Genomic DNA, 19,044 nt, shown 5'->3' on the forward strand with positions numbered 1-19,044 from the left:
GGCCTGCCGCCCCCTTGGCACGGGGCGGCCAACGGCCGGCTACACCCCCCAGACGATTTCCTTGTCGGCCTTGCCGCATTGCTTCAGCATGGCAATGAAGGGGGCGGCGCGCTGGCGCAATGACACCGCCTCGGGGTGTTCGGGGGCGTCGGGATCGGCTGCGGCGCGCTGGGCCTCGTCCTGCGCCACGCTGGCCTCCAGCGCAGCCACCGCGGCCGCCATCTGCTCGGGCAGGATGATGCCCTTGGGCCCGGGGTCCTTGCCGATGATTTGCAACACACGCCGGCCGTTGGGCTCCAGCATGATCAGGTCACCAGCGGCCCGGGATTTGAAAACGTACAGCATGGGGGGCCTTGGAAATGCCGTGTGAACACCACACGGCACTATGATAAGCCGCAGCCTTCAGAACGCGCCGTCGGGCAGACAACGCACGGCGTCCCCCGCTTTCAGCAGCCCACCCACCCGCACCCGGGCGGTCATGCCACCATGGCCGCGCAAGGCGTTGTAGCCGCCGGGGCCCAACACCGTTTCCATGCGCGAGCAAGGGGCGCAGGGGCCGGTGATTTCCAGCACCACCGACTCGCCCAGACACAGCACCAGCGGGCAGTCCTTGAACAGCGCGCGGGCCGCCAGCAGGTTGAGGCCGGACACCACCAGGTTGCGCCGCAGCGCGATGGCCTGCACCTCGGCCAGGCCGGCCAAGGCGGCGATCACCGGCAGGTGTTCGGCCTGCAGCAGGCTGAGCTGCCGGGCAGCGCTGGCACCGGCCGAAGGCAGGCGGGCGGCGCTGCGGTCACCGTCCAGGCCTTGGCCCACCAGGACCATGGCCTCGGACACGGCCACGGCCGGCTGGCCGCGTGCCGGCCGCAGCACGATCGCTTCCAGACGCCCGGCCCGCGGAAAGCGGTGGCCGAGCGCACGCAGGCCGGTGCGGCCCTCGGGGTGCTCAGGCGTCGGCGGCGGGGGTCTCGTCGACATCGGTGGTCGGAACGAACTCGCTCTCGAACACCGCGTACAGGCGTTCAAACGCCGCCTGGGGGTCGGCGCCCTGCCGCTCGTAGGCACCGGCCACGTCGCGGGCAATGCCGGCCAGCAGCAAGCCCCACTGGCCCGGGTCTTCCCACTGCACCTTCAGGTTGCATTGCAAGGTGTTGTCTGAGCCCACCCAGACCCGCAACACTTCGGAGGCGCCCTCCTCATGGGCGAGTTCGGGCGGTGGCAAGGTGCCGGCAAGGGTCGACTGGGTCACGGTGAAAGCTCCTGATGGTGGTGCGTGGGCAAGGAAAACCAGGGCGAATTATCCACGCGCAACCGCCAGCCTGGTGTGGGCTTGGCCCTCTCAGTGCAGCAGGCGCTTGGCCTCCAGGCGTCCGCATTTGTCATGGATGAGCACGTTGCTGTCGACCAGCCGGTTCTTGCCCTCGCGCGAGCTCACGTCGAGCAGCATGCGGGCCGGAATGGCGCGGCAGCCCACCGGCTCACACAAGGCCTCGTCACCGTTCTTCAACAGCGAGGCCTCGACCACGAAGTCACCGGAGGCCGACGGCGTCAGACCACCGAACTTGGCTTCCTTGGCATTGCGGAAATACACATAGTGCTCGCTGGAGGCCTTGCCCACCTTGACCAGTGCGGCCTTGGCGTCGCCCACCAGGGCCACCGTCTTGTTCTCCGGCAGTTTGATGATCTCGGCCACACAGCCAAGGCGGGCGCTGAAGCCGGCCTTCTCGCTGTCGCTGAGGAATTGCAGCGTCAATTCAGGGCTGGTTTGTGCGGCGGCGCGGCCCAGCAACAACAGGCCGAACCCGGCCACCAGAAAGGGTTTGAGTGTCATGGCGTCTCCTAGGCACAAGGCAACGGACGGACCCCGTCGCCACAGGGCTTCCATGTTAGCCACATGAGGGCGTTTGCCACAGTGATTTGCACAGGCTTTGCATGCGCGGCCCACCGCCCGTTGCGGGCGGCTAACATGGACGACGCGGCGGCCTGTGGGCGCCGCATCCACCCATGGTATCCCCACCCCCCACCCGACCGACCTCGCCCCGAACCCTGGTGCTGGCCGGCGCGCTGGCCCTGGCCACCGCCATGGGCATTGGCCGCTTTGCCTTCACGCCGCTGCTGCCCATGATGCTGAACGACGGCGTGATCACGCTGGCGGCGGCCAGCTGGCTGGCCAGCGCCAACTACCTGGGCTACCTGGCCGGCGCGCTTTTTTGCACGCTGCAACCCTGGCTGTGGCGGCGCCTGGGCCTGCCGCCGGTGAACAGCGCGAGCTGGGTGCGCATCGGCCTGGCGGCCACGGTGGTGCTGACGCTGGGCATGGTGCTGCCCTGGCCCGGTGCCTGGGCAGCGATGCGTTTTGCCGCCGGCGTGGCCAGCGCGCTGGTGTTTGTGTTCACCTCGGGCTGGTGTTTGGCCCAGCTGGCCCGGCACAACGCCACCGCACTGGGCGGCGCCATCTACACCGGGCCTGGCCTGGGCATTGTGGGCAGTGGCCTGTCGGCGTCGGCGCTGGTGGCCAGCCATGGCCAGGCGGCCACCGGTTGGCTGGTGTTCGGTGTGCTGGCGGCGCTGCTGACGGCGGCGGTGTGGCGGGTGTTTGGCCAGACCGGGGCACCGGCCCCGGTGACTGCGGGCGGCCACAGCCCGGTGGCGGGGCGGGCCGGCCTGGCCGAGCTGGCGTGTTTTGCGCTGGCCTATGGCCTGGCGGGTTTTGGCTACATCATCACCGCCACCTTTTTGCCGGTGATTGCCCGCGCGGCCCTGCCGGGCTCGCCTTGGATTGACCTGTTCTGGCCGCTGTTCGGCCTGGGGGTGGTGCTGGGGGCCCTGCTGGCCACCCGCATCCGCGGCGTGACCGATCTGCGCTGGCTGCTAGTAGCCGCCTACCTGATGCAGGCCAGCGGCATTGCCATCGGCCTGTGGCAGCCCAGCCTGGCCGGCTTTGCACTGGGCAGCCTGCTGCTGGGCCTGCCCTTCACCGCGCTGACCTTTTTTGCCATGCAGGAGGCGCGCCGTTTGTGGCCGGCGGCGGCGGCCAGCTACATGGGGCTGATCACCGCACTGTACGGCCTGGGCCAAATCCTGGGGCCGGCCTGGGTGGCGGTGCTGCTGCAGCGCAGTCGCTCCACCGCCGAGGGCTTTGACCTGGCGCTGGAGACGGCCGCGCTGGCCCTGCTCGCCGGGGCCGCGCTGTACGCGGCCTTGATCCGTTTCTGTCCGAAAACCGCGGCCGCCTGAGCCTGGGGCTCAGTTGCCCAACGGGGGCAGGAAATAGGGGCTGGTGACCGGCGCTTCCTTGGGCGGGGCCAGGAAGGGGTTGGCCGCTGGCGCCTCTTTGGCAGGCAGCTCGCGCGCAGGCGGCGGGCTGGCCGGGGCCAGAAAGGGGCTGGCCCCCGGCACGTCTTTCAGGGCCGTGGCCCGCTTCAGCGTGGGGCTGCGCTGGTCGCCGGCGGCCGCCACCGAGGTGCTGCCGCAACCCGGGCTGTCGGATTTGCAGACGAACTCCAGCAGGCCTTCGGTGAACAAATCGTCAAGCGAGCCGTTGGTCACCACCTGGTTGACCCAGGCGTTGTCGCCCTCGGGCGTGACCAGCAGGCGGCCGGCGGTGCGGGCCAGCCGGAACTCGGCGATGCGCAGGTCAACCACCGCGTCCACCAGGTCGAGCAGCAGGTTGTAGTGCTCCAACTGCGCGTCCAGCACATTGGTCAACACCTCGCGGCCAAAGGCCAGCAAACGGCGCTTGGCCTGGTAGGCGGCGTTGGCCTCGCTGGCCGCATCGGACAGCTGCTTGACACGCTCCAGGCCGGACTGGGTGCGGGCCCATGAACCCGAGGTGACTTCCACCACGTTGGCGCGCGAGGCCTCGACCTTGGCCTCCTGGGCGGCCACGTCGACCAGCGCCGCCTTGACGCGGGTCTGGATGTCGAAGCCATTGCCGACGTTGAAGTTCAGCTCCAGCGCCGCCCGGGTGGGTTCGACCGTCAGGCCGCGGTTGTCCGAACTCTTGGAGATCACGCCGTCCACGGTGGGGAAGCGGGCGGATTTTTCGCGGTCGACCACCGCGTTGGCCCGTTCCACCCGCGCCTTGGCTTCGGCCAGTTCGGCGCTGTTGGCCTCGGCAAGCTGCAAGGCCTCGTTCAGCGTCGGGGTGCGCCAGGCCTTGGGCACCGCCAGAGAAGGCAAAGCCGAGGGGTTGGGGGAAAACTTGAAATAGGTTTCGAACTTGGCCACCGCATCGGTCAGCAGCGCATCGAACTCCTGCCGCTTGGCCGCGGCGCCGGCCCGCCGCGAGGCCGCCAGCCGGGCATCGCTCTGGCCGGTGGCGCCCAGGTCGACCTTGCGCTGCTCGGCCCGGGTCATTTCGTCCAGCACCTGGGTGGACTTGGCGGCGATGCGCTTTTTCAGGTCGTAACGCAGCACCTGCATGTAGGCGGTGATGCCGTCCAGCATGACCTTTTGCACGGTGGAGCGCAGCCCTTCTTCCAGGGCGTTGGTGTTGGCTTCGGCGGCCCGCACGCGGGCACTGAGGCCACCGGCATCGAGCAGCGTGGCGCGCGCGCTGGCTGTCACCGCGGTGAAGGGCCGGGACACCGAGTTGTTCTGCGAAATAAAGGTGGTGGAGCGGCCGGAGGCGGTGGCCACCGACAAACGCGGGTAGCGGCCGCGCTTGGCGGCTTCGGCATCGAAGCCGCCCGAGGCCAGGCTGGCCTGGGCGGCCAGCACCTCGGGATGGTCCTGGGCCATCACCAGGATGGCCCGCTTGACCTGGTCACCGTAGCCCACCGCGCCCAGCGTCCGCCCCGACAAGGTGGTGGAGGGCGTCAACGACGGCGCCACTCCGTCCTGGGCCTGTGCGCCCGCGTGGACAGCCAACCAGCACAGCGAAACGGCCCAACTCAGCGGCGATAGTCTGAACACGATCAAGGCTCCTGAAATGCTTCGCGCTGGACCTTCAGCACCGGCCGCAGAATGTACCAAATGAAGGGGTCGCGGCCGACCAGCAGGTCGACCTGCACGTCCATGCCGGCGGTGATCGGGTGATCGGGCTTGCCCACATACTCCTTGTCGCTGCTGACCAGCAAGCGGTAGTAGGTGCGCACCGTCGGGTTGGTGGGATCGGAGTCGGCATCGGCGCCGACCAGCGTGACCTTGCCGTCGACCGCGCCATAGCGCAGGAAATCGTAGGCGCTGACCTTGATGGTCGCCGGCTGACCGACATGCACGAAGCCGCGGTCGGTGGGGCTCAGCTTGGCCTCGAAGGTGATCTGGTTCTGGTCGGGCACCACTTCCATGATTTGCTCACCTGGCCGCACCACCCAGCCCGGGCTGGGGTTGCGCAGGCTTTTCACGATGCCGTTGGCCGGCGCCCGCACCACCGTGCGTGAGCGCTGCACCTTGGCGCGCGACAGGTCTTCGCTCAAGCTGGCGAGCTGCCGCTCTGCGGTGGACAGCTCGTCCGAGGCCCGGCGACGGAAGCGGCCCTGGGCCTCCAGGATCTTGCCCTGGGCCTCACCGATGGCACTGGTGGCGGCCAGCACGCTTTGCTTGGCCACCGCCAGGTCGCCGCGCACGGTTTCGAGCTGGCGCTGCTTCTCCAGCACCTCCAGCTGCGGAATGAGCTTTTCATCCAGCAGTTGCTGCGACAGGCTCACTTCCTTCTGGTACAGCGCCAGGCGCGAGGCCAGCGCGTTGACCCGTTCCTGCTGCTCCAGCAAACGGCTGCGAGCCTGGGCCAGCTGCGATTCGGCGGCGTCGACAATGCCGCGCTGCTCCAGCGAGCGCGCCTGGTAGGCACCGGCCTCGGCCTGGTAGACCGACTCGTCGATGTCCTTGCCGAAGTCGGCGCGGGTGATGTTCTTGCCCTGGCTTTCCGCCATCAGCCGGATGCGCGCGGCGGTCAAAGACATGGTGCGGGCCGTCAATTCCTCGAGGTTCAGGCTGTTGCCGCCGAGGTCGATCTGCACCAGGGGCTGGCCGGCCTTGACCTTGTCACCGTCCTTGACCATGACCTCGCTGACGATGCCGCCCTCCAAGTGCTGGACGATCTTGACCTGGTCGGACGGGATGACCCGGCCCGGCGCCACCACCACCGACTCGACGGGGAAGCCCAGGCCGAAGGCCGCCAGCAGCACCCCGCCGCCCCAGAAGAAGGCCTTGGCCGATTTTTTTCCTGCGCCGGCATAAGGCAGGGCCTTGACCGAGCCCGCGGGGCCCTGCAGCACTTGCGGAAGCGATTGATTGTTCGTGGAGTCCATGACTTCGACTTTGAGTGGCCGGGGATGGGATTTCAGCTGTCAGACTGTTCGGTGGAGGCCGCGGGCTTCTGCGCCCCGGCGATGGCCGTGGCGGCGGCCGCGGGCGGTGGCAGCTTGACGCCAAACAGCTTGGGCACCATCACTGAGGCCGAGCCGCTTTCCACATTGCCGTTGCCGGTGACGTAATGCACCTGGGTGGCACTGGCGACGATGCGCAGCGAGTGGGTCACCACGATGATGGTGCGGCTGCGGGCGGCGGCCATCAGCGCGGCGATCAGTGAGGTTTCGGCCTGGTAATCGAGGTCGTTGCTGGGCTCGTCCAGGATCACCACCGCCGGGTCGCGCAGGAACAGCTGGGCCAGCGCCAGCTTGCGCCGCTCACCCATGGACAGGCCCATGCCGCCCTCGCCCAGCACGGTGCGGTAACCGGCCGGCAGGCGGGAGATGAAGTCGTGTGCGCCAGAAAGGCGGCAGGCGGCCACAATGCGCTCGTCGGTCTGGTCGGGCGCGGCGCGGCGCAGGATCTCGATCAGCTCGCCGCCGAACAGGTAGACCTCTTGCGACAGGATGCTGATCCACTGCACCAGCTCTTCCCGGGCGAACTGCGACAAGTCGTATTCGTCGACCGAAATCTTGCCGCTGTTGGGGGTGTACAGGCCGGCCACCAGCTTCACAAGCGTGGACTTGCCGGCGCCGTTTTTGCCGACGATCACGTGCAAGCCACCGGGGCCGATTTCGAGGTTGACGTTGTCCAGCACCGGGGCCGAGTTCTCTGCGAACTGGAAACTGACCTCGTGCAACTTGATGGTGCCGCGCGGCTTGGGCAACAGAATGCCGCCGGGGCGGCGGTCGGTTTGCTCGTTCAGCACACCCTCCAGGCGGCGCGCGGCTTCGGTGGCGATGGCCAGCGAGCGCCAGTTGGACGCCAGGCCGGCCACCGGCGACAGCGCCTTGGCGGCCAGCATGCTGGAGGCGATCAGCCCGCCCACCGTCATCCACTGCGACATCACGGCCAGCGCGCCCACCGACACCAGCACGATCTGGAACACCGACAGCATCACCGTGGTCAGTTCCCGGGCCCGCTCGATCTCACCGTTCTTGCGAAAGCTCTCGGCCAGCCAGGCGTTGTAGTTTTGCTGCCACATGGCCACCACAGGCTGGTCATGGCCCAGGCTTTTGAGGGTTTCACGGGCCCGGCAGATTTCCGACGTGACCTGGTCCAGGCTGCGCCCACGCAACACCTCTTCGACCCGACCGGCGCGCACCTCGTCGGCCCACCACCAGGCAAAGAACGCCAGCACCGTCAGGAAAATCACCAGCACCGGCAGCAGAGGCCAGGCCACCAGGCCGATGATGATGAGCGCAAAAATGGCCACCGGCAGGTCAAAGATGGAAGTCACCAAACCACCCGTGACGGTGGCACGCACCGCGCCCACATCGCGGAACAGCAAGAACCAGGCGGTGGCGGGTCGCGACTCCAGCGCCCGCAAGGGCCGCTGCAGCATGGACTGCATCAGCGCGTTGGACACCCCGTGGTCCACCGTGGCGCCGGCGTCCCGCAGGGCCCGGGTGCGTTTGTTGCGCAGCCACAACTCCACCATCATGAAGGTCAGGATGCCGGCCAGCAAGGCCACCAGCGACGCGTAGCCGTTGCGCCCGATCACCCGGTCGTACACCTGCAAGGTGAAGATGGACGGCAGCAGACCAAACAGGCTGATGGGCAGCGACCACCATGCGGCCTGCTTGATCAGCGGGTAAGCCGACGTGAAGGCCTCGTGCAACGCCGCCCCGTGGGGCGTGACACCCGCATCCGTGGCTGGCCTGTTCACCAGTTGTCGGGGCAACAAAAATTTAAACATGGTGTGTGTCGGGGGTTCGCGAAGGATGTCAGGACAGTGACCGCCCGGTGAGCCGTTGAAACAAGGCCCCGGGCAGTGCCCCGCTGACGAATGAGGAGCAACCAATGAATGGGCACGAGTTTACGCTGTCTGCACCCGCCCCATGATTTGAATAGGGCTGGGTTTTTCCCTGCATGCCAGCACCGCTGGCCCATGAAAAAAGCCGCAAGGTCGTCAGACCCTGCGGCTTTGGGGATGGACTGGTCACAAGCACCCGGCAACGGGGCTTGCACCACCCAGGTCAGCGGTGCAACAGGCCGCTCAGCAAACCGGTGACCGGGTTGCCTTCTGCACCACCGGCCAGGCTGGACACCGGCAGCGGAGCGGAGGTCAGTGCACTGGTGTCGCCCGACAGCAGGCCGGTGACGGCAGACAGTTGGCCGCCGGCGTCGGCCGGCACCAGGGACGCCAGCGGCGCGGCCAGGTCGGTCGGCACCGGGGACTGTGCGGCCGCACCACCCAGGGGGGTGCTGCTCAGCAGGCCGGTCAGCGGGGCCAGCGCGTCGCCACCCAGCAGGTTGGTCACCGGGGCCAGCGCGTCGCCACCCAGCAGGTTGGTCACCGGGGCCAACATGTCAGCCGGGCCGGCCGAGGTGCTGGCGGCCGAGGTGCCACCCAGCAGGTTGGTCACCGGGGCCAGCAAGCCGTTTTGGCTGCCACCACTGCCGGAGACGTTCAGCAAGCCACCCAGCAGCGAGACATTGCCTTCGCCACCGCTGCCCGCGCCGCTGGGCACGCCACCCATGGCGCCGCCCAGGAAGTTGCTGAGGCCGTTGGTGAGCTGGTCGACCTGGGTGTCGATCGGGTTGATCAGGGTGGGCGTGGCGCCCGTGCCCAGCAGCGCGTCGACCACCGGGGTGACCGCATCACCCACCGGGGCCGTCACACCGAAGCCGAGGTTGTCCACGGGGTCCAGCGAGTTCGGGGCATCGACGCCAGGGGCCAAGCCCAGCGGTGCGGTCAGGTTGTTGCCCAAATCAGTGACCTGTTTGACCAGGTCGTCCACCGGCTGCAGCGTGGTGCTCAGGCCCAGGTTGCCCAGAGGGGTGTTGTCCAACGTGTTGGTCAGGTTGTCGACCAGCACGGCGGTGGGGTCCAGCAGGCCAGGGGCCGTGGTGGGTGCAGGCGTGGTCGTCGGGGCCGGGGTGCCGGTGGGCGCTGGCGTGCCAGTGGGCTCAGGCGTGCCGGTCGGGGCCGGGGTGCCCGTGGGCGCCGGGGTTCCGGTGGGCGCCGGCGTGCCGGTCGGAGCCGGGGTGCCCGTGGGCTCAGGCGTGCCCGTGGGAGCGGGCGTGCCGGTCGGGGCCGGGGTGCCCGTGGGCAAAGGCGTGCCAGTCGGGGCCGGGGTACCCGTGGGTGCCGGGGTGCCCGTGGGCGCCGGGGTACCAGTCGGTGCAGGCGTGCCGGTGGGAACGGGGGTGCCGGTTGGGGCCAGCGTCGGGGTCGGCGTGGTGGTGGGGCCAGGGCCGCCATTGGTCCCGTCGGTGCCATTCGTGCCGTTAGCGCCATCTGAACCGTTGCCCTTGGCCAGAGCGGCCAGGCCCAGCAGGCCCAACAGACCCAGAGCGCCAGCGCCCAGGCCATCGCTGCCGGCAACGCCCTTCTTCTTGACGGCCACCGAAGCCGCATCGCCCGGTTCGGGCGTGGCGACGAAGAGCTCACCGTTGTTCATGTCCACCGTGACCTGCTCGACACCGGGCGACAGCGTCTTCACGCCAATCACAGCATCGGAGCCGCCGGAGAAAACACCGGTCAGTGGCGTCTTGTTACCACCGGGGCCGGGGAACACCACGTTGGCGGAGCCGCCTTGCGGCACCACCACACGGTCACCGGCCATCAGCGTGGTGGCGCTGTCGACGGGGATGCGCGAGGCACCGCGCACAACTTCTACGCCCGGGGTGGCACCGGACAGCGTACCCAAGCCAGAGGTCTGGGGGACCGCCGCCGCAGCGGTGGCCGTGGTGGCGGGTGCTGCATTCGCTTGCGCGAGGGTGGTCACGCCTTCGTCTGCAAGCAGAGGGCCTTTGAAAGTGGACTCTTGGGTAGCGATCATGAAAAATCCTTTGAAAAACAGGATATTTGGTACTTACTGGTGACAGATTATAGGTATCCGCGTGTGGGAGCTGAAACTTTAATGCTTTGGTTCACACAATCAAACAATTGAATGCGTGACTTAATTCATGAATATTTCGATTGGCGACGGGCTGGAGCGGGTTGGGGGAAAAATTTCGGCCCGGAATTCGCCGCCGCTGGCGCCGGTTTTCTCCGCTGCCCGGCCGGGCGCCAGAAAACGCCTGTGGGGCTGAAATGCCGCTGCCGTCGCAGGGCTTTGCCAAGAGGGGTCGGCTTGGGCCGACCCCTCAGGCCAGCCGCATCAGGGTGCGGCCGCGCCTTTGAGGCGCTGGCGCAAGGCGGCCAGTTCGCCCACCAGGCCACGGCGGAACAACAGCACGCAGGCCACGAAGATCACGCCCATGATGACGGTGACCCAGGACCCCACCTTGTCGGCCAGTTGGTCTTGCAGCGCCACGATCACCGAGGCGCCCACCGCGGGGCCCAGCACCGTGCCCAGACCGCCCAACAGCGTCATCAACACCACCTCGCCCGAGGCATGCCAGTGCACATCGGTCAGTGAGGCCAGCTGGAACACCAGCGACTTCATCGCGCCGGCCATGCCGGCCAGGGCGGCGGAGATCACAAAGGCCAGCAGTTTGTAACGGTCGACGTCGTAGCCCAGCGAGATGGCACGCGGCTCGTTTTCGCGGATCGCCTTCAGCACCTGGCCGAACGGGGAATGGATGGTGCGGTAAATCAGCGCAAAGCCCAGCATGAACATCGCAAACACAAAGAAATACATGCTGATGTTGTCGGACAGGTCAATCAGGCCCAGCAACTTGCCGCGCGGAATGCCTTGCAGGCCATCTTCGCCACCGGTCTGCGGCAATTGCAAGGCCAAGAAATAGACCAGCTGTGACAAAGCCAGCGTGATCATTGCGAAATAGATGCCGGCCCGGCGAATCGCCAGCAGTCCAAACACCAGCCCCAGCACCGCGGCCACCACCGTACCGGCAAGGATGCCCAGCTCCGGCGACCAGCCCTGCTCCTTGCAAAGCCAGCCACAGACATAGGCGGCCCCGCCGAAGAAGGCGGCATGGCCAAAGGACAGCAGCCCGGCAAAGCCCAGCAACAGGTTGAAGGCGCAGGCAAACAGCGCAAAACACAACACCTTCATCAGAAAGGTGGGGTACAGCACAAAGGGTGCGACGCAGCCGAGCACGATCAGGGCGGCAAACATCCACACGGGACGGACGGAACTGCCAGGGGTGGCGAGTGCGGATTGGGTCATAACAATGCTTTCACGCCTGTTTACCGAACAGGCCCGCGGGACGCAACAACAGGACGATGACCATGATCACGAAAATCACGACCGCCGAAGCCTCGGGATAAAACACCTTGGTCAGCCCTTCCACAATGCCCAGGCCGAGGCCGGTGACGATGGAACCCAGGATGGAGCCCATGCCGCCGATGACCACCACCGCGAACACCACGATGATCAGGTTGGAGCCCATCAGCGGATTGACCTGCACGATGGGCGCGGCCAGCACGCCGGCAAACGCGGCCAGCGCCACCCCCGCGCCATAGGTGACGGTGATCATCAGGGGCACGTTGATGCCCAGCGCCTGCACCAGCTGCGGGCGTTCGGTGGCGGCGCGCAGCGTGGCGCCCAGCCGGGTTTTTTCGATCAGGAACCAGGTGGCCAGGCACACCACCACCGAGGCCACCACCACCCAGCCCCGGTAAATGGGCAGGTACATGAAGCCCAGGTTCACGCCACCTTGCAGCAACTCCGGCACCTCGTAGGTGCTGCCGGAAATGCCGTAGAAATTGCGGAACACGCCCTCGGCAATCAGTGCCAGACCAAAGGTCAGCAACAGGCCATAGAGGTGGTCCAGCTGGTACAGGTGACGCAACAAGAGCCGCTCAATCACCACGCCCAGCACCCCCACCAGCAGCGGGGACAGGGCCAGCGCAAACCAGTAGTTGATACCGAACTGGGTGATGCCTATCCAGGCCACAAAGGCGCCGATCATGTACAGCGCGCCGTGCGAGAAGTTGATGATGTTGAGCAGACCAAAAATGACCGCCAGCCCCAGACTGAGCACGGCATAGAACGAGCCATTGATCAAGCCCAGCAGCAACTGACCGAACAGCGCCTGGGAAGACACACCGAAAATTTCCATCACAGCTCCTGAACTGGGCAGGCCGCAGACCGAGGTGGGGGACACCCACCCCGGCCGCCGCCAGGGATTGCCTCAGTGTTTACTTCTTCACCAGCGAACACTTGGACGCGGCCAGCGGCTGGAAAGCCTCGGCGGCGGGAATCGTGGCGCGCACGTTGTAGTAGTCCCAAGGCGTCTTGGACTCGGACGGCTTCTTGACCTGCAGCAAATACATGTCGTGCACCATGCGGCCGTCGGCACGGATGCTGCCGTTCTTGGCAAAGAAGTCGCTGATCGGCGCCTTCTTCATCTGGGCCATGACCTTTTGCGTGTCGTCACTGCCAGCCGCCTTGACCGCTTTCAGGTAATGCATGATGGACGAGTACTGGCCGGCCTGCACCATGGTGGGCATGCGCTTGTGCTTCTCAAAGAAGCGCTTGGACCAGGCCCGGGTGTCGTCGTTCAGGTCCCAGTAGAAGCCTTCGGTCAGGTACATGTTCTGGGTGGTCTTCAGGCCCAGCGAATGCACGTCGGTGATGAACATCAGCAGGCCAGCCAGCGATTGCTTTTCGGTGATGCCGAACTCGGCCGCCTGCTTGATGGAGTTGATGGTGTCGCCACCGGCATTGGCCAGGCCGATGATTTGTGCGCCCGACGACTGGGCCTTCAGCAGATAGGACGAAAAGTCGGTGCCGGGGAAGGGGTGGCGCACCGAGCCCACCACCTCGCCGCCGTTGGCCTTGATGACGTCGGTGGCGTCTTTTTCCAGCGACTGGCCGAAGGCGTAGTCGGCGGTCAGGAAAAACCACTTCTTGCCGCCCTGCTTGACCACCGCCTTGGCCGTGCCGTTGGCCACCGCGTAGGTGTCATAGGTCCAGTGCACCGTGACGTCGTTGCAGTCTTCGTTGGTGATGCGGGTCGATGCCGCACCCGACACCAGCGCGATGCGGTTCTTTTCCTTGGCGATCTTCATCACCGCCAGCGCCGCCGAGGTGGTGACCAGCTCGGTGACGGTGTCCACCTTGTCGCGCTCCAGCCATTCACGGGCCTTGTTGGCGGCAATGTCGCCCTTGTTCTGGTGGTCGGCCGACACCATCTCGATCTTGAAGGCCGGTTTTTCCTTGGCGATGAAGTCATCGATGGCCATCTGGGTGGCCACCACCGTGCCTTGGCCGGCAACGTCGGAGTAGAGACCGGACAAATCGGTCAGCACGCCGATTTTCACGACCCCGTCAGACACCTGGGCCTGGGCAGCGCCCATGGCGGCCAGCGCCAAACCAATGGCGGAGAAGAGGGGTTTGAGTTTCATGAATATCTCCTAGGGTGGACAGTGGGAAAACAAGACAGGGAATCAGACGCCCAGCAGCTGGTGCAGCATGTCGGTGCTGGACGGCAGTTGCTCTTTGGTGACGGTGGCCACAATGCGGCCATGCTCCAGCACGATGTGGCGGTCGGCCAGCGGGGCGGCGAAGCGAAAGTTCTGCTCCACCAAAATGATGGTGTAGCCCCGTTGCTTAAGCAAGCGGATCACCTCGGCGAGCTTTTTCACGATGACAGGGGCCAGGCCTTCGGTGATTTCATCGAGTAACAGAAGCCTGGCGCCGGTGCGCAGGATGCGGGCCATGGCCAGCATCTGCTGCTCACCGCCCGACAACCGGGTGCCCGGGCTGGACCGGCGCTCCTGCAGGTTGGGGAACATGGCGTAAATCTCGTCCAGCGACATGCCGCCCTTGGCCACCTGGGGCGGCAGCATCAGGTTTTCTTCGGTGGTCAGGCCGGAGAAAATGCCGCGCTCTTCGGGGCAGTAGCCCACGCCCATGCGGGCGATGCGGTGGGAGGCCATGCCCAGGATGTTCTGACCGGCGTACTCCACCGTGCCGGTGCGGCGACCGACTAGCCCCAGAATGGACTTGAGCGTGGTGGTGCGGCCGCTGCCGTTGCGCCCCAGCAGCGTGACCAGTTCGCCGCGCCGCACCTCCAGGTCAATGCCATGCAGGATGTGGGACTCGCCGTAATAAGCCTGCAGGTTGCCGATTTTCAGCAGGACCTCGTTGTCGGCGCTCATGCTTCCACCCCCACATAGGCTTCCAGCACCCGCGGGTCTTTGGACACCGCCTCGTACGGACCTTCGGCCAGAATGGCGCCGCGCTGCAGCACCGTGATGACGTTGCTCAGCGATTCCACCACCGACAGGTTGTGCTCCACCATCAAAATGGTGCGGCCGACCGACACCTTGCGGATCAGCTCCACCACCCGGCCCACGTCCTCATGGCCCATGCCCTGGGTGGGTTCGTCCAGCAGCATCAGCTCGGGCTCCAGCGCCAGCGTGGTGGCGATTTCCAGCGCCCGCTTGCGGCCATAGGGCAGCTCCATGGTCACTGCGTCGATGCAGTCACCCAGGTCCACCGACTCCAGCAACTCCACAGCGCGGTCACGCAGCACATTCAGCCGAGACTGCGGCACCCAGAAATGGAAGGTGTTGCCCATCTTGCGCTGCAGCGCCACCCGCACGTTCTCCAGCACCGTCAGGTGGGGAAAGGTGGCCGAGATCTGGAACGACCGCACCACCCCGCGGCGGGCGATCTGGGCCGGCTCCTCGCGGGTGATGTCGATGCCGTTGAAGCGGATGGTTCCCGCCGTGGGCTGCAGAAATTTGGTCAACAGGTTGAACACCGTGGTCTTGCCGGCCCCGTTGGGCCCGATCAGCGCATGGATGTGGCCGCGGCACACGTTCAGGTCCACGCCCTGCACGGCGGCAAAACCCTTGAACTCCTTGGTGAGCCCGGTGGTCTGCAAAATAAAGTCTTCTGACATCCAACAACCCTTCAATCGATGGCCGAAGCCGAACGCATCTGTTCGCGCAGCACAAACTTCTGAATCTTGCCGGTGGCGGTTTTGGGCACCACGCCGAACACCACCTGCTTGGGCACCTTGAAGCGGGCCATGTGGGTGCGGCAATGGGCCATGATGTCCTCGGCCGTCACGGCCACGCCTTCGCGCAGCTCCACAAAGGCACAGGGCACCTCGCCCCATTTGGCGTCGGGCTGGGCCACCACGGCGGCCACCAGCACCGCCGGGTGGCGGTACAGCACGTCCTCCACCTCGACGCTGGAGATGTTCTCGCCGCCGGAGATGATGACGTCCTTGCTGCGGTCCTTGATCTTCACGTAGCCATCGGGGTGGCACACCGCCAGATCGCCGGTGTGGAACCAGCCGCCGGCAAAAGCCTCGGCCGTGGCCTCGGGGTTCTTCAGGTAGCCCTTCATCACCAGGTTGCCGCGGAAGAAAATTTCCCCCATGGTTTCGCCGTCGGCCGGCACCGGTTCCAGGGTTTCGGGGTTCAGCACCGCCATGGCCTGCTGCAGCGGGTAGGTCACGCCCTGGCGCGAGTTCAGGCTGGCCCGCTCGCCAATCGGCAGGCCCGCCCAGTCGTCCTGTTTGGCACACACCGCGGCCGGCCCGTAGACCTCGGTCAGGCCATAGACATGGGTGATGTCGATGCCCATGCGCTCGCAGCCCTCGATGATGGCCGAGGGCGGCGCGGCCCCGGCAATCAGGCCCTGCATGCGGTGGTCCAGCCCGGCACGCAGTGCGGCCGGCGCGTTGATCAACATGCCGTAGACGATGGGCGCGCCGCACAGGTGGCTGACCTTGTGCTCGCGCATCAGCGAAAAAATCAGTTCGGCGTCGACCCGCCGCAGGCACACGCTGGTGCCGGCCTGCAAGGCCAGGGTCCACGGAAAACACCAGCCGTTGCAATGGAACATCGGCAGCGTCCACAGGTAGACCGGGTGGCGGGGCATCTCCCAGGTGACCACGTTGGACACCGCATTCAGGTAAGCGCCGCGGTGGTGGGTCACCACCCCCTTGGGGTTGCCGGTGGTGCCCGAGGTGTAGTTGAGCGCGATCGCGTCCCACTCGTCGCTGGGCAGCGACCAGCGATGCGCCGGGTCACCGCGCGCCAGCAAGGCCTCGTAGCTCAGTTCACTGAGCGCCTTGCCACCGCTGAATTCGGCATCGGGCACGTCCACCACCACCGGTTGGGGGCCCGTCATCAAGGCCAGTGCAGCCTCCACGGTGCTGGAAAACTCGCGGTCGGTCAACAACACCTTGGCGCCGCTGTGTTCCAGCATGAAGGCAATGGCCGCCGCATCCAGACGGGTGTTGAGGGTGTTGAGCACAGCGCCGGCCATGGGCACGCCGAAATGGGCTTCGAACATCGGTGGGGTGTTGGGCAGCATGGCGGCCACGGTGTCGCCCTCGCCCACCCCCATGGCCACCAGCGCGCTGGCCAGCCGGCGGCAGCGCCCCTCCGTCTCGGCCCAGGTCTGGCGAATCGGGCCATGCACCAGGGCGATGCGACGGGGGTAGACCAGCGCGGTGCGCTCCAGAAAACTCAGTGGCGACAACGGGACGTGGTTGGCATTGTTTTTGTCCAGTCCGGTCTGGTAGACGTTGGCACTCATCAGCATTCGCCTTCTTCTCTCACGGGTTGACCCGCATCATGCGCCGCCCGGCATCATTTGTCATTGCGAAACCGCACCCTTAAAGCTGTTCCGCAGTGTATCGACGGGCATCGGCGATGGCATAGGTGCAAGCACCAACGGACCGCACACCGATTCGCGTGCAGCAGGAGGCAAATGGGCGACAGGGGGAGGGCGGGGCGCAGGCGTGCGCCCGCCAAAGAAGAGGGTCCATTTGGGCCGCCGGTTCCGGCCGTTGGGACCGAAAATGGCCTGAGAAGGCCGGGCAAACCGTCCAGGAAACTGGGCCAAACCCCATTCGGTCGGGGGTTTCTGCCCCCCGGGGCATGCCGGTCACAGGGCTTCCGGGCTCACGAAGCGGGTGGGCTCAGGGGCTGACGGAACCGGTGACAAGGGGCAACTCGCCGGCCGCGTCAGTAGCGGTAAATGCCGTGGCCGGTCTTGCGGCCCAGGCGGCCGGCCGCCACCAGCTCCTTGAGCAGCGGGCAGGGGCGGTACTTGGAGTCACCGAATTCCTTCAGGTAGACCTCCATCACCGCCAGGCACACGTCCAGGCCCACCATGTCGGCCAGGGCCAGCGGACCGATGGGCTGGTTGCAACCCAGCTTCATGCCGGCGTCGATGTCCTCCGGCGTGGCCAGGCCCTCGGACAGCACAAACAGCGCCTCGTTGATCATGGGCACCAGGATGCGGTTGACCACAAAGCCCGGCGCGTTCTTCACCGTGATGGGGGTCTTGCCCAGCGCCATGGCCAGCGCGTGCACCGCCGCGTGGGTGGCGTCGCTGGTCTGCAGGCCACGGATGATTTCCACCAGCGCCATCATGGGCACCGGGTTGAAGAAATGCATGCCGATGAAACGCTCGGCGCGCTGCGTCACCGCGGCCAGCTGGGTGATGGAGATGGACGAGGTGTTGGAGGCGATCAGCACCTCGGGCGCCAGCAGGCCGTCGAGCTGCTTCAAGATCTTGACCTTGAGCTCGAAGTTCTCGGTGGCCGCCTCGATCACCAGCTGGGCGGCGCTGAGGTCTTCGTAGCGGGTGCTGCCTTGGATGCGGGCCAGGGCCGCGTCCTTCTCGGCGGCGGTCATTTTTTCTTTCTTGATCAGCCGGTCCAGGCTGCCGGCCACGGTGGCCACGCCCTTGGCCACGGCGGCATCAGAGATGTCCACCATCACCACGTGAATGCCTGAGACCGCGCAGGCCTGGGCAATGCCGTTGCCCATGGTGCCAGCACCAACGATGCCGACGGTCTGGATGGAAGAAGGCTGGCTCATGAAAACTCCTTTGTGATTCGTTGACTGCGGAATGCAGCGGTGACCATGCGCAAAGGCCATGGGGTCAGGGCTGGGCCAGGGCCAAAGCCCCGCCAGCGCGCGGCTCAGCCGCCACATGCAAGCGGGCATGGGCAGCCGATGCGGCCTGGTAGGTCTCTAAGAGCTGTGAGTCGCCGCAAACATGGGCGGCGTCGAAGCAATACTTCCAATGTGCTGCGGGGATGGCTGCGCCAGTGCCGGCGGCAAAACCGAGCCGGATCACGGCCAATCGCCGGTGTTTCATCGCGATGCTGCGCTCCAACAACGCCAGCGCCGATGACTGCCTGAGCTAGCACGCCAGGCCATCGGCGGTGTGGTGGGCTACGGCGCGCAATGCGCGCTTGAGATCACGAACGCCTTCCCGTCTCATAAGTTCCCCCAAAGCCGTCGAATTTATCCCGGCAAGCCCACCCGCTCAATGTCAAAAACAACCTTCGCGCTGGTCACTTTGGACACCGCGCCTGAAGCCGGGCGTGACGGGGTTGGGGCGATCGCGGTGACCAGCTTCAACGCCGACCCCCAACCGAGGCCAAGCCCCTGGTGAGGGAAGCACCGATCGGCGCCTGCGTCAGACGCGACCGAATCCCCGTCTGGCGGCGCTTCGGCAGGATGAACGGCTTCGCAAAGGAAAAGGGCATTGATCCGGCCGAGGCCAGGATTCGCACGCGGGGTGCGTTTGCCGAAGAATTGATGGTGCGGCTGGCGGGGATCGAACCCACGACCCTTGGCTTCGGAGGCCAATACTCTATCCACTGAGCTACAGCCGCATCTGTGGATTGTCGCATGCCAATCAGGGCGGCGAGCTTCTCAAGGCAGGGTTCAGACCTCGCCTGCACGGACGATAAGAGGATGAAGCGGCCTCCAGCCCTGGCAGACCC

General features: G+C 66.3%; 16 protein-coding genes and 1 tRNA gene. 1 reads left to right on the top strand and 16 read right to left on the bottom strand.

What is annotated here, in order from left to right; translation table 11 throughout:
- Positions 1 to 39 precede the first annotated feature (39 nt).
- The 4 genes from AC4BAR_RS14500 to AC4BAR_RS14515 form a co-directional block, all read right to left on the bottom strand.
- Positions 40 to 345, bottom strand: a complete 306-nt coding sequence (locus AC4BAR_RS14500; protein ID WP_490628597.1) for a DUF1840 domain-containing protein — start codon at positions 343 to 345, stop codon at positions 40 to 42.
- A 57-nt stretch (positions 346 to 402) separates the two neighbouring features.
- Positions 403 to 978: an MOSC domain-containing protein gene (locus AC4BAR_RS14505; protein WP_490628598.1), complete on the bottom strand. Its 576-nt coding sequence runs from the start codon at positions 976 to 978 to the stop codon at positions 403 to 405.
- The gene (locus AC4BAR_RS14510; protein WP_490628599.1) at positions 947 to 1,249 is read right to left on the bottom strand and encodes a DUF5076 domain-containing protein; all 303 of its coding nucleotides are present in this window, start codon (positions 1,247 to 1,249) and stop codon (positions 947 to 949) included. The genes AC4BAR_RS14505 and AC4BAR_RS14510 overlap by 32 nt, the downstream gene beginning before the upstream one ends.
- A gap of 90 nt (positions 1,250 to 1,339) precedes the next feature.
- Positions 1,340 to 1,831 (bottom strand): hypothetical protein, encoded by a 492-nt coding sequence (locus tag AC4BAR_RS14515; RefSeq protein WP_490628600.1) that lies wholly within the window; start codon positions 1,829 to 1,831, stop codon positions 1,340 to 1,342.
- Between the two features lie 173 nt (positions 1,832 to 2,004).
- Here AC4BAR_RS14515 and AC4BAR_RS14520 point away from each other — a divergent pair, with 173 nt between their 5' ends.
- The gene (locus AC4BAR_RS14520; protein ID WP_490628601.1) at positions 2,005 to 3,237 is read left to right on the top strand and encodes a YbfB/YjiJ family MFS transporter; all 1,233 of its coding nucleotides are present in this window, start codon (positions 2,005 to 2,007) and stop codon (positions 3,235 to 3,237) included.
- 9 nt (positions 3,238 to 3,246) lie between these two features.
- Here AC4BAR_RS14520 and AC4BAR_RS14525 read toward each other — a convergent pair whose 3' ends face one another.
- From AC4BAR_RS14525 to AC4BAR_RS14580, 12 genes are all read right to left on the bottom strand, one after another.
- Positions 3,247 to 4,824, bottom strand: coding sequence for a TolC family protein (locus tag AC4BAR_RS14525; RefSeq protein WP_490628602.1), 1,578 nt, complete (start codon positions 4,822 to 4,824; stop codon positions 3,247 to 3,249).
- Between the two features lie 95 nt (positions 4,825 to 4,919).
- The gene (locus AC4BAR_RS14530; RefSeq protein WP_490628603.1) at positions 4,920 to 6,254 is read right to left on the bottom strand and encodes an HlyD family type I secretion periplasmic adaptor subunit; all 1,335 of its coding nucleotides are present in this window, start codon (positions 6,252 to 6,254) and stop codon (positions 4,920 to 4,922) included.
- A gap of 32 nt (positions 6,255 to 6,286) precedes the next feature.
- A complete protein-coding gene (locus AC4BAR_RS14535; RefSeq protein WP_490628604.1) occupies positions 6,287 to 8,113 on the bottom strand; it encodes a peptidase domain-containing ABC transporter in 1,827 nt (608 codons plus the stop codon).
- Between the two features lie 280 nt (positions 8,114 to 8,393).
- Positions 8,394 to 10,070 carry a hypothetical protein gene (locus AC4BAR_RS14540; protein WP_490628605.1) on the bottom strand — a complete coding sequence of 559 codons (1,677 nt, stop codon included), beginning with the start codon at positions 10,068 to 10,070 and terminating at the stop codon, positions 8,394 to 8,396.
- A 453-nt stretch (positions 10,071 to 10,523) separates the two neighbouring features.
- Complete coding sequence (locus AC4BAR_RS14545; protein WP_490628606.1) at positions 10,524 to 11,495, bottom strand: branched-chain amino acid ABC transporter permease; 972 nt, start codon at positions 11,493 to 11,495, stop codon at positions 10,524 to 10,526.
- Positions 11,496 to 11,505: 10 nt separating this feature from the next.
- Complete coding sequence (locus AC4BAR_RS14550; RefSeq protein ID WP_490628607.1) at positions 11,506 to 12,393, bottom strand: branched-chain amino acid ABC transporter permease; 888 nt, start codon at positions 12,391 to 12,393, stop codon at positions 11,506 to 11,508.
- A 76-nt stretch (positions 12,394 to 12,469) separates the two neighbouring features.
- Positions 12,470 to 13,678 carry an ABC transporter substrate-binding protein gene (locus AC4BAR_RS14555; RefSeq protein ID WP_490628608.1) on the bottom strand — a complete coding sequence of 403 codons (1,209 nt, stop codon included), beginning with the start codon at positions 13,676 to 13,678 and terminating at the stop codon, positions 12,470 to 12,472.
- A gap of 42 nt (positions 13,679 to 13,720) precedes the next feature.
- Complete coding sequence (locus AC4BAR_RS14560; protein ID WP_490628609.1) at positions 13,721 to 14,434, bottom strand: ABC transporter ATP-binding protein; 714 nt, start codon at positions 14,432 to 14,434, stop codon at positions 13,721 to 13,723.
- Complete coding sequence (locus AC4BAR_RS14565; RefSeq protein ID WP_490628610.1) at positions 14,431 to 15,183, bottom strand: ABC transporter ATP-binding protein; 753 nt, start codon at positions 15,181 to 15,183, stop codon at positions 14,431 to 14,433. Before AC4BAR_RS14565 ends, AC4BAR_RS14560 begins: the two co-directional genes overlap by 4 nt.
- 11 nt (positions 15,184 to 15,194) lie before the next feature.
- Positions 15,195 to 16,835, bottom strand: a complete 1,641-nt coding sequence (locus tag AC4BAR_RS14570) for an acyl-CoA synthetase (protein ID WP_490628611.1) — start codon at positions 16,833 to 16,835, stop codon at positions 15,195 to 15,197.
- A 431-nt stretch (positions 16,836 to 17,266) separates the two neighbouring features.
- Positions 17,267 to 18,127, bottom strand: coding sequence for a 3-hydroxybutyryl-CoA dehydrogenase (locus AC4BAR_RS14575; protein WP_490628612.1), 861 nt, complete (start codon positions 18,125 to 18,127; stop codon positions 17,267 to 17,269).
- Between the two features lie 730 nt (positions 18,128 to 18,857).
- Positions 18,858 to 18,933: transfer RNA gene (locus AC4BAR_RS14580), tRNA-Arg, on the bottom strand.
- Positions 18,934 to 19,044: the final 111 nt, after the last annotated feature.

It is taken from the genome of Rhodoferax sp. SPJ4 (genome assembly GCF_058216275.1).